The sequence below is a fragment of the Desulfobaculum sp. genome, from assembly GCF_054921475.1.
Genome location: NZ_JBUDSW010000122.1, coordinates 1 through 10408, shown reverse-complemented (window position 1 = coordinate 10408; position 10408 = coordinate 1). Strand labels below are relative to the sequence as shown.

General features: G+C 61.8%; 9 protein-coding genes. 5 read left to right on the top strand and 4 right to left on the bottom strand.

What is annotated here, in order from left to right; genetic code table 11:
- Positions 1-2546, bottom strand: a 2546-nt coding sequence (locus ACY69P_RS09415; RefSeq protein ID WP_462327277.1) for an NAD-glutamate dehydrogenase domain-containing protein, incomplete at its 3' end; no start/stop codon positions are given.
- Positions 2547-2698: 152 nt separating this feature from the next.
- On the opposite strand from ACY69P_RS09415, the gene ACY69P_RS09410 reads away from it, so the two are divergent.
- Genes ACY69P_RS09410 through ACY69P_RS09400 form a run of 3 tightly spaced genes read left to right on the top strand, consistent with a single transcriptional unit; the run spans position 2699 to position 4904 of the window.
- Positions 2699-3193, top strand: a complete 495-nt coding sequence (locus ACY69P_RS09410; RefSeq protein WP_404843324.1) for a MarR family winged helix-turn-helix transcriptional regulator — start codon at positions 2699-2701, stop codon at positions 3191-3193.
- Positions 3190-3933: a DUF429 domain-containing protein gene (locus ACY69P_RS09405; protein ID WP_462327276.1), complete on the top strand. Its 744-nt coding sequence runs from the start codon at positions 3190-3192 to the stop codon at positions 3931-3933. Before ACY69P_RS09410 ends, ACY69P_RS09405 begins: the two co-directional genes overlap by 4 nt.
- Positions 3933-4904, top strand: a complete 972-nt coding sequence (locus ACY69P_RS09400) for a 4Fe-4S binding protein (RefSeq protein ID WP_462327275.1) — start codon at positions 3933-3935, stop codon at positions 4902-4904. Before ACY69P_RS09405 ends, ACY69P_RS09400 begins: the two co-directional genes overlap by 1 nt.
- Positions 4905-4913: 9 nt before the next feature.
- On the opposite strand, the gene ACY69P_RS09395 is transcribed toward ACY69P_RS09400, so the two are convergent.
- From ACY69P_RS09395 to ACY69P_RS09385, 3 genes are all read right to left on the bottom strand, one after another.
- On the bottom strand, positions 4914-5522 hold the full coding sequence (locus ACY69P_RS09395; protein ID WP_404843327.1) for a chemotaxis protein CheW: 609 nt from the start codon (positions 5520-5522) through the stop codon (positions 4914-4916).
- A gap of 50 nt (positions 5523-5572) precedes the next feature.
- Complete coding sequence (locus ACY69P_RS09390; RefSeq protein ID WP_462327274.1) at positions 5573-8077, bottom strand: glycogen/starch/alpha-glucan phosphorylase; 2505 nt, start codon at positions 8075-8077, stop codon at positions 5573-5575.
- A 305-nt stretch (positions 8078-8382) separates the two neighbouring features.
- Entirely contained in the window at positions 8383-8943 is a 561-nt protein-coding gene (locus tag ACY69P_RS09385) for a hypothetical protein (protein ID WP_459901189.1), read from the bottom strand.
- Between the two features lie 131 nt (positions 8944-9074).
- Here ACY69P_RS09385 and ACY69P_RS09380 point away from each other — a divergent pair, with 131 nt between their 5' ends.
- Entirely contained in the window at positions 9075-9845 is a 771-nt protein-coding gene (locus tag ACY69P_RS09380) for a YkgJ family cysteine cluster protein (protein WP_462327273.1), read from the top strand.
- Complete coding sequence (gene rfaE2 / locus ACY69P_RS09375; RefSeq protein WP_462327272.1) at positions 9845-10351, top strand: D-glycero-beta-D-manno-heptose 1-phosphate adenylyltransferase; 507 nt, start codon at positions 9845-9847, stop codon at positions 10349-10351. The genes ACY69P_RS09380 and rfaE2 overlap by 1 nt, the downstream gene beginning before the upstream one ends.
- Positions 10352-10408: the final 57 nt, after the last annotated feature.

Here is a 10408-nt window from a genome sequence, read left to right as displayed (position 1 = left end):
CAGGCGCCGCAGCGCTTGTACTCCCGCAGCATCATGCGCGCCTCGCTGCGGGCGCGCAGCCGCAGAATATCCAGCACCTGCTGCACGTATTCTTCCTTGATGGCAAGGAACTCCTCTTCGCTGAGGGTCAGCCCGGCCAGAATCTCGTAGGATGAGCAGATAACGCCGGTCTTGTTGGCGCTGGCCCCATGCATGATGAGCACGCCATGGTCCTGCAAATGCGCCCGCGCTCCGGGCGAGAGGAAGATGTTCGCGCCCTCGACAATAGCCTTGGCCGAGGGCCGCCCGTCCGGCAGCAGGAACTCGTTCCAGTTGGCGTCGTTGATGGTATCGGGCCGGCCGCCGGAGGGGATGAATATATCTGCCTCGGCGGTGTTGTGCAGGCTGTCGCGCATGCGGACGCCCTCGGGCGTATCCGTCCCGGCCACGGCGGCCTTGCCGCCCTTCAGCTTGGCAGGGTCGAACTCGCGGATGCCCCGGTTCTCGGCAATGAGCCGCCGAAGCTCGCCGTGATCAAGCCCAGTGGGGTCAAAGGCCGCGCCATGCCCGTCCGTTACCCCCACAATGTGCGCATTTTCACCGTACTGGTCCATAAGCAGCAGCATAGCGTTGCCCGCCACGTCGCCGCGCGGGCCGCCTGTAAACTTCACGCGGAAGCTGTCGCGGTGCGGGTCAATGCCAAGAACGCCCAGCATCTCCTCCGCAAAGACGATGACGCCAATAGAGGTAACGCCGTATTCCTTGTGGTTGATGCCCGACGAAGGCTTGGAGCTCATGAACGCCGCTGGCCAGCGGAATCCGCGCTTGCGGGCGCGCGCGACTATCCACTCGATGTGCGAGGGCGAGATGTGCTCGTCCGGGCCAAGGTAGATAATCTCGCCGCGCCTGAGGTAGTCCACCACGCCGGGCAGGGTGAAGGAGCCTTCGCCTGGGTCCTCTGGCATGACGATGATGTCGAGCATGGCGTCCACCGCGGCCTTCACCGCAAGGTCAATGTCGCCGCGCGGCCCAAGGAGCAAAACGGCCTTTGACCCGCCCTCGGGGATGTCCTTGTTCTTGTGCTGCTGCGAGCGCGCAAGGGCCGTGACTTCGGCAAACAGGCGGTTGGATTCCAGCTCGAAATTTTCCTGACTGCGGGTGGTGACCACACGCACGCCGCCACGCGCCATTTCGCGGTAGCGGACATGGAAGCCCTGAAAATGCGCGCCGTGGAAGAAAAAGAATCCGTAGGGCTTGTCATCGCTCTCCGCCACACCGCGCAGGGGCGGCAGATGGTCGAGGATGTCCGGGTCCATGCGGAAGGACAGCGCGAACCTGTTGGGCAGATAATAGTTGGTGCGCAGGGTATAGGTGATGAAGAGTTCCATCACCCGGAAGGTGTCCTGCACCACTTCGTCCGAAACGCCGGACAGATAGGCGTGCAGGTCCGTCAGGCGTGCGTCGCAGTGGGCGAGGCGTTCCGTATCGTCGGGATTGAAGCGGGCCTCGAAGCAGTCCAGCAGCTGCTGGGCGGCATCGGGATGCGCCAGCACGCTGTGGATAATGTTGTGCGCAGTGTAGGCGTACAGGTCCTTGCCCAGCAGGAACTGGTGCGCAAATTCCGTTGCCGCGTGCAGGAACATCACCTGCGAAATGCTCCACCCGCGCTGGTCCGCGAACCACTCCAATTCGTGCCCGCCCGCGTACCACTTTACGCGGCTCAGCTGGCTTTCCAGCGCCTCCCACGAGGCCTTGTGGTGTAGGGGGGCGCTGTCGCACGCGGTGAGATAAAAGCTGAAAATGCCAAACGGCTCCACCGGCGTATCGTAAATATCTCCGTAGGCGCGCTCCACTTTGCAGCCGCAGCGCACCATAAGGCGCACCATCTCCTGAATAATGCCGCGCCTTGGCGGTGAGGTCATGGCAACCATGATGCGCGTTTCACCGGAGTAGACTTCGTCCTCGCGGTAGACCAGCACCCTGTCGCCATCGCTGACATCCTTGTAGACCTGAAAGTGCCGCACGGCGCGGTCCACTTCAAATTTGTCCACGCAGTCGCCCGTGGCCGTCGCAAGGAAGTCCTCAAAGGCGGGAATCTCGTCCTCCGGCAACAGGCCTGCTTTGCGCAGTTCATCCATGGCGGCGGCAAAGGCCGCGCCGTGACGGTCCACGGTCTGTTGGGGGGACATGATGAAGGTATCCAGCCGCAGCAGGTCGTCCTTGCTGGCATACATGCGGGCGTTGAGGATGGTCTCCTCGGACAGTTCATCCAGCGCGGCCATGAGCTTGGCGGGCTCGCCGCCCGGAGAGATGTACGTCACCTTCGTCCCGCAGGGACTCTTGAGGGCGAGGGCGTGGCGATCGGTGGTGATATCCGCCGATATAAGGCCCTGAATGTGCCGAATCTGCTCCGCCGTGTCGTGCGTGCGGAAGTAGTAGTGCGGCATATTCTGCTGAAACCACGGCACAATGGACCGGGCGCGCTCCGTGAGGCCCTGTGTTACCAATTGCGCGATATCGCCCGTCTCTCCACCTGTAACACCGGAAACAGAAGAAGCGTCAGTCACGTCTCATCCTCCAGAGTCTTGCGGTATTGGAAGGGACCGGATTCATTCATTGTATTCTCACATCAAAGCAGGAATAACAACCTCTGCGCTGTTGACGGAAACCATTAGGCTCCTTACATTATAGCCAATCCTAATCACGTGATGGAGTTGTCATGTCCGACTACGACGCAACCACAAAATTCGACGCACTGATGTCGCTGTTCGCCATGCTGCCTGGCCGGGATACCGCCGCCGTGCAGGCGGTGGTGGAACTTATGGAAACCGCCTCGGCCATGGCTCGCTGCCTTGAGGACCGCTTTTTCAAGGGTGCCATTTCCGAAGGGCGCTTCACCGTCCTCGCCCTGCTTTTTGATGCCCCAAATGGCGGCATGACGCCATCGGAGCTGGCCTCCGGTGCCGGAGTCACCCGCGCCACCATGACCGGCCTGCTGGATGGGCTGGAGCGCGAAGGCCACGTCATGCGCCAAAAATTCGCCGGCGACCGCCGCAAGCTCACCGTACAGCTGACGCAGGCGGGGCAGCAGTTCCTTATGGACGTCTTGCCAAACCTCTACGAACTCATGGACTCCATCGGCGAAGCCCTGCCCGTTTCGCGCCGCGACATCATGACCACGCTGCTCACCCGCATGCGTCAGGCCATAGCATGATTGCAGGCGTGGACGGCACGCGGGACGGCTGGGTGGTGGCCATTGCCGATGGCTGGCCCTGCCCGTCTGCGCCCCGCATGCACCTTGCCGCAACCTTTGCGGAGGTGGTCACACTCACTGCGGACTGCGACGCCGTGGCAGTGGATATGCCACTTGGCCTGCCCTCACGCGGGGACGTCCGCCAGTGCGACGAGCTGGCGCGCAAGGAACTTGCCGCCCGCTCCGGCCCGGACGTCAAAGCCAGCTCCCGCGTTTTTCTCGCCCCGCCGCGCGAGGCCGTCTACGGCCATGGCGGCAGCCCCAAGGTCTTTCAGACCCTGCACCGCGAGCACCGCGGCGTTGGCGCGGGGCTTCCCGTCTGGGGCATTGTCCCCAAGCTCATTGAAGCCGACGAAGCACTCTGCGCCCAGCCCGCCCTGCAGGACCGCATTGTGGAGTGCCACCCGGAGCTTGCCTTTGCGCGCCTTGCGGGGCAGGTGCTGCCGTCCAAACACGCGGCTCCCGGCGTTTTGCAGCGCATGGCCTTGCTCAGCCGCCACATTACCGAATTTCACGACATCGCGCTTTCAGGCGCCTTTCGCAGCGCGACGGTCGACGACATACTCGACGCACTCGTCTGCCTGTCCACAGCCGCCTATCTGGCGACGGAGGCAGACATCTCTTCACCTCAATCGCGCAGGCTCCCTTCTCAAAGCGTCCCGCGCGACGCACGCGGCCTGCGAATGGAGATCTGGTTCTGATGACCTTTACCGAACTCCTTGAAAAGCTCCCGGTACGGCGCTCCACCATCGCCTACCTGCGGGAGGCCGACACCATCCCCGGCTATACGTGGCTGGAGAAACTCCACGGCTACATCTATGGCCGGTGGTGCTATTTTTACATAGGCGTGGGCACGGGCCAGCACCCGCTGACAAAACTGGCGCGCCCGCTTGTCTGGCTTATGGACAAGCTCTACCCCCTGCACCCCGAGGAAGGCACCGGCATGTCCGCGCGCTTTTCGTGGGCGGACTCCTACCACGGCAAAGCCGTGCCGCTGGATGATGCCGTCAAGCTGGTGCAGGTGGGGCGCGACATTGAAATCCGCGACCTTGAGCACGTCATCCCCTACAACAAAGCGCGCGACATCGTTCTGCGCAACCCGGACCACATCATCGCCCTTGATTGCCCCTGCCGCGAGCTGCGCGAGAACCCGTGCACGCCCATTGATGTGTGCCTCATCGTGGGTGAGCCCTTTGCCAGCTTTATCGCAGAGCACCACCCCAGCAAATCGCGCTGGATAACGCCCGACGAAGCCGTGGACATCCTCAGGGCCGAGGATGAGCGCGGGCACGTCCATCATGTGTTCTTTAAGGAAGCCATGCTGGAGCGCTATTACGCCATCTGCAACTGCTGCAGCTGTTGCTGCGGAGCCATGCAGGCCCAGCGCAACGGCGTTCAGATGTTGTGTTCGTCAGGATTTCTCGCCGCCGTGGACACGGCGGCGTGCGTGGGATGTGGGCTGTGCACCGACTATTGCCAGTTCAGTGCCCTGTCCGTGGCGGACAAGGCCGCCCATGTGGACGCCGAAAAGTGCATGGGCTGCGGCGTCTGCGTCAGCAAATGCCCCAAGGACGCCCTCAGCCTGCACAAGGCGCAAGACAAGCCGGAGCCGCTCAAGATAGAGCAGCTGCTTCACGACGCCTCGCGCCACAGTGCGCCGCCCGTGCATTAGGGCGGCGCGTCACGATTGGGGCGTCTGCGCCTGAGCGCCCTCACCTGCGGATTCAGACTCGGCTGCCGGAGCTTCCAGCGGCCGGGTCTCTTCTTTTTGCGTTGCCTCGGCTGCGGCCTCCATGGGGCCTGTGGCGTCGGCAAGGCGCACCGCCTGCAACTCTTCGGCGGAGAAGACCGTGTCGATATCCAGCAGCATGATGAACTGCTCATCCTGCTTGGACATGCCGCTGATGAAATTGGTGTCGATGGTTGTGCCCATGCGCGGCGGCGCCTTGATTTCATCCGGCGTCAACTCAATGACCTCGCGCACGGAGTCCGCCAGCGCGCCAAGGATAAGCTCGTCCCCGTCAAGGCGCACTTCCATAATGATGATGCAGGTATTCACGGTGTATTCCGTGGCGGACATGCCAAACTTCAGGCGCATATCCACCACCGGCACCGCGTTGCCGCGCAGGTTAATAACCCCGCTCAAGAAGTCCGGCGTCCGCGGAATGCGCGTCACCTCCTGCACTTCCAGCACCTCTCGCACCTTGGAGATATCCAAGGCGTACAGTTCCCCGGCCAAGACAAAGCTCAGGTACTGGCCCGAAGCCCCCTGTTCCTGCTGCTGTGCCATACAACCCCCTCCGGCGGCTGCCGCCGCCAAGTCACGGTTCGTCGCAACCGTTAACGCCGCTTGCCATTTTGCACGGGCTGGGCGTGCCAAATTTCCTCTGCATACTGGCGGATGGTTCTATCGCTGGAAAAGTGCCCCATGCCCGCCGCGTTGAGGATGGACCGCCGGGTCCACTCCTCCCGGTCCATGTACAGCTCCGCCACACGGGTTTGCGCGTCGATATAGGAGCGGTAGTCCGCCATCACCATGTACTTGTCGCCATTCTCCAGCCACGAATCCGTAATAGGCCGGAAGATGTCCTTCTCGCGCGGGGAGAAGAAGCCGTCGCGAATCATGTTCACGGCCTCGCGCAGCTGGGAATCCTCTTCATAGTATCGTCTGGGAGTATACCCTTTTTCCACCAGCGCGGCGACCTCCGGCGTATGCATGCCGAATATGAAGAACAAGTCCTCGCCAATCTCCTGCGCCATCTCCACGGTTGCGCCGTCCATGGTGCCGATGGTCAGCGCGCCATTGAGGGCAAACTTCATATTCCCCGTGCCCGACGCCTCGGTCCCGGCAGTGGATATCTGCTCGGACAAATCCGTGGCCGGAATAATCTTCTCCGCGTTGGAAACGCAGTAGTTCGGCACAAACCCTACCCGCAGCAGGGAATTGGTGTCCGGGTCGCTATTCACCACCGCTCCCACCGCATGAATAAGGCGGATGGTCAGCTTGGCCATGGTGTACGCCGGAGCCGCCTTGCCACCAAAGATGACCATACGCGGCACGCATCCCAGCGGGCACACGTTCGGCGGCGTATTTTTCAGCGTGTTGTACAGCGTAATGACGTGCAGCACGTTGAGCAATTGGCGCTTGTATTCGTGGATGCGCTTCACGTGCACATCAAACAAAAATTCCGGCGGCGCCAGCACCCGTGCGCGCGGCAGCATATAGCGCGACAGGCGCTCCTTGTTCCGCTGTTTCACCTCGTACCAGCGGCGGCGGAATTCCGCGTCCTCGGCGAGGGGTTTGAGTTTCACCAATTTCCCAAGGTTGGTGACCCAGTCCGGACCAATGGCCTCGGTAATGAGCGCCGACATATCCGGGTTGGCCTGCCGCACCCACCGGCGCGGCGTCACGCCGTTGGTCATGTTTACAAAACGCCTTGGGAACAGCCGGTAAAAGTCCTTAAACACGCGCGTGCGCAACAGGTCCGTATGCAAGGCGCTCACGCCGTTGACCTTGTGGCTGCCCACGAGGGCCAAGTGCGCCATCCGCACCCGGCGGCCATGCTGTTCGTCAATGAGCGACATCCGCTCCAGCATATCGTCATCGCCCGGGTATTGGATACGCACGGTTTCAAGGAAACGCGCGTTAATCTCGTAGATGATTTCCATATGCCGGGGCAGTACGCGCTCCAGCGTCTCCACGGGCCAATGCTCTAAGGCCTCAGGCAGCAAGGTGTGGTTGGTGTACGAGAACGTACTCACGCACACACGCCACGCTTCGTCCCAGTCCAGCCCTTCCTCATCCACCAGCACGCGCATCATCTCTGGGATGGCAATGGCGGGGTGGGTGTCGTTCAGCTGGACGGCCACCCGGTGCGGCATGGCCGCAATGCCGCCCTCCTGCTTGCGCGAGCGCCGCACGATGTCTTTAATCGTCGCGGCCACAAAGAAATACTGCTGCTTGAGCCGCAGCACCTGTCCCTCAACGCGCGAGTCGTCGGGGTAGAGCACCTTGGAGATATTTTCGCTGACGGCCTTGTCCTGCACAGAGCCAATATAGTCGCCCGCCTGAAAGTCCTCCAAGCCAAACTCGCGGCTGGCCTTGGCCGCCCACAAGCGCATATTGATGACCACACCGTTCTTGTATCCCGGAACCAGCATATCGCACGCCACGGCCAGCACATGCTCGGCGCCCACCCACACGCGTTGCTCGTGTCCTTGCTCGTCCGTCAGCACGCGCACGTAGCCGCCAAACTGCACCGGGTACAAGAACTCCTCCCGCTCGAATATCCACGGGCTGCCAAACCGCATCCAGTTGTCCGGACGCTCCACTTGCCGTCCGTTTTCAATCAGCTGCCAAAAAATGCCAAATTCGTAGCGGATGCCGTATCCATACGCCGCGTAGCCCTTGGTCGCCAGTGAGTCCATAAAGCACGAGGCCAGCCGCCCAAGGCCGCCGTTGCCCAGTCCGGCGTCCCATTCCATTTCCTCCAATTCGTCCATGCTCAAGCCGTAATCATCGGCCACAGCCTTGGCCTCGTCCTCCAGCCCCAAGCACAGAATCGTATTCTTCAGCGACCGGCCCACCAGAAATTCCAGCGACAAATAGTACACACGCTTGGCGTCGCTTTCATAATAGGCCCGCTGGGTGGCAATCCATTGCTCGGCAAGGCGCTCGCGGAGCGCAAATGCCATCCCCTTGTACACATCTCGCGAATTGGCGCGGTCCGCATCGGCTCCGGTGTAGCAGACGATATAGCGGCGCACGGCCTCCCGCAGGTCAAACGAGCCCTTCTCGGATGCCCGATTGGTCCCCGGCTGGTCCTGTGGCTGCTTCAAGCTCATAGTGCCTCCACTGGCGGTCTACGGTTGTTTCTCGAACAGGTTCCCACTCTCCTTTGTGCACCGCCATGCGAACTTCTGCAACCCCTCCGCCGCGTTTTCGGCCCTTCCCCGCGCCGAATACACCGCCCCACCACCATGGCTTCCAACCACAGCATCCGCCTCTGTTCCGCCCGCCCCGTCCTGCGCAACCCCTCCAGCCATCTGCTTTTCTTCCCGCCGCGCTCCACCGCCCTTCGCCCACACAAAAGCGCCGCCGGATTTCTCCGGCGGCGCTCAAAAAGGCCACAAGCTCTGTGCAGAGGCGCTTACCCGTGCAGGGTCTCGTGGATGTCGGCCATCACCGAGGACAGCATATCCACCAGCGCGGACGACGCCATCTCCTCAATGGTCCCCCGCGTCGGCAGGTCCTGACGGTCCCACTGGCCAGCGTAGGTTTTATCAAGGACAACTTCCTTGCCGCGCTGGACCACCACGTGGAGCGTCATCTGCATCGTATGGTGCACGCCGTCCACGTCCAGCACCGCGCGCAGCACCTCGCCGCCAATGTTCACCTCCGGCGCAAAGGGCGAGTCCGGGGCGTCCTGCGTCACCGTAAAGCTGCGCGCCTCAAGCTCGTCGCACAGCGCCTGCGTCACCCACTGGGCCACGTCCTTGTCGGTTTCCAGCGCCTTGCCATCCTTGAGCACAAAGGCGGACGTGGGACGCGCGTCCTCAAAGCCATGCAGGCCCACAACGCCCTCGCATTTCGGGCTCCAGCGGTCTGCATCGTACCCAAGGCGCACCGGGCCACTGCCCGCGCATCCCGCAAGCAGAAGCATCGCCGCAACAGTCACAAGCGCGCTCAAACGCGCAAGTCGATTCCACATATGTCTATCTCCGTATTTTCAGGTTTGCCGCAGGCTAGCCAAGTGCCCGCCGAAGAGCAACCCCGCACCTTGCTTGACATCGCCGTCACAGCGTGGGATTCCCCCATGCAACAGCCAAACTGGAGAATGCAATGTCCGATCTTGATGCAACTCAGCAATTTCTCGAAAGTCTTCCGGAACTCAAAAAAGGGCAACGGTTCTCCTTTGCCTGCCATCCCGGCGTCCCCTGCTTCAACGCCTGTTGCAGCGACCTGAACCTGATGCTCACCCCCTACGACGTTCTGCGTCTGCGCACCGCCCTCGGCCTCAGCAGTCAGGAATTCATTCAGGACTACACCGTCTTTACCATGGCCGCCGACACCGGCTTCCCCCTCTTCCGCCTGCGTATGTGTGACGACTCCCGCAAGAGCTGTCCCTTCGTGCGCCCCGAAGGCTGTTCCATCTACCCGGACCGCCCCGGCGCGTGCCGCACCTATCCCCTCGGACGGGCGACCCGCATCGGCGACGACGGCTCCATCTCCGAACGCTTCTTCATTGTTCGCGAGCCGCATTGCAAAGGCTTTAAAGAAGAACAAAACTGGGTCTCCGGCGAATGGCTCAGCGACCAAGGTCTCGTCACCTACAACGAAAACAACGACCGCTATATGAAGCTCCTCGCCCGCCAAAAGGACAAAGCAGAGCCCGTTCAGGCCGGGCAAAGCAATATGGTCGCCCTCGCCCTCTACCAGCAGGACAACTTCCTGCGCTTCATCACCGACACCGGCCTTCTCGGTCGCCTCGATATGGACGACGAACGCAAACAGGCCATCCTCTCCGACGAAGAAGCACGACTCCACTTCGCCATAGACTGGCTGGAACTCGTCCTCTTCGGTGAAAACGACTCCCTGAAGGTGCTCCGCTAATGATTCGCGCCGTTACTCCCGTCTCCAGCAAAATTCTCGCCCGCGACAGCGTGCAGGACGCCCTGCGCCCCCTGCACGATACCGCAAGCATCGTCTTCACCAACGGCTGCTTCGATATTCTGCACGCCGGGCACGCCGACCTGCTGGCTCGCGCACGCGCACACGGGGATATCCTCGTCGTAGGCGTCAATGCCGACGAATCCATCCCGCGCCTCAAAGGACCAACGCGCCCCCTCAACGCCCTCCAAGACCGCCTCTTCGTCCTCGCCTCACTCGAATGCGTGGACTACGTCGTGCCCTTTACAGAGGATACGCCCTACACCCTCATTCAGGACGTGCAACCCAATATCCTCATCAAAGGCGGCGACTGGAGCGTGGAAAACATCGTCGGACGCGATATCGTCGAAGCTACAGGCGGCACCGTCCTCTCCCTGCCCCTCAAACCCGGCTTCTCCACCACAGGACTCATCAAAAAAGTCCTCACCACCTGCACCGACGAAGCCTAACGGGCGCCACAACCTGCATACTAAAAGGCCGAAGCGAGTCGCGTCGGCCTTTTTGTG

What these genes read in the sequence shown, in the direction of transcription:
- ACY69P_RS09385 (WP_459901189.1), bottom strand. Translation starts at nt 8,943, where the DNA reads ATGTGGAATCGACTTGCGCGTTTGAGCGCGCTTGTGACTGTTGCGGCG.
- ACY69P_RS09380 (WP_462327273.1), top strand. Translation starts at nt 9,075, where the DNA reads ATGTCCGATCTTGATGCAACTCAGCAATTTCTCGAAAGTCTTCCGGAA.
- ACY69P_RS09400 (WP_462327275.1), top strand. Translation starts at nt 3,933, where the DNA reads ATGACCTTTACCGAACTCCTTGAAAAGCTCCCGGTACGGCGCTCCACC.
- ACY69P_RS09390 (WP_462327274.1), bottom strand. Translation starts at nt 8,077, where the DNA reads ATGAGCTTGAAGCAGCCACAGGACCAGCCGGGGACCAATCGGGCATCC.
- ACY69P_RS09405 (WP_462327276.1), top strand. Translation starts at nt 3,190, where the DNA reads ATGATTGCAGGCGTGGACGGCACGCGGGACGGCTGGGTGGTGGCCATT.
- ACY69P_RS09395 (WP_404843327.1), bottom strand. Translation starts at nt 5,522, where the DNA reads ATGGCACAGCAGCAGGAACAGGGGGCTTCGGGCCAGTACCTGAGCTTT.
- ACY69P_RS09410 (WP_404843324.1), top strand. Translation starts at nt 2,699, where the DNA reads ATGTCCGACTACGACGCAACCACAAAATTCGACGCACTGATGTCGCTG.
- rfaE2 (WP_462327272.1), top strand. Translation starts at nt 9,845, where the DNA reads ATGATTCGCGCCGTTACTCCCGTCTCCAGCAAAATTCTCGCCCGCGAC.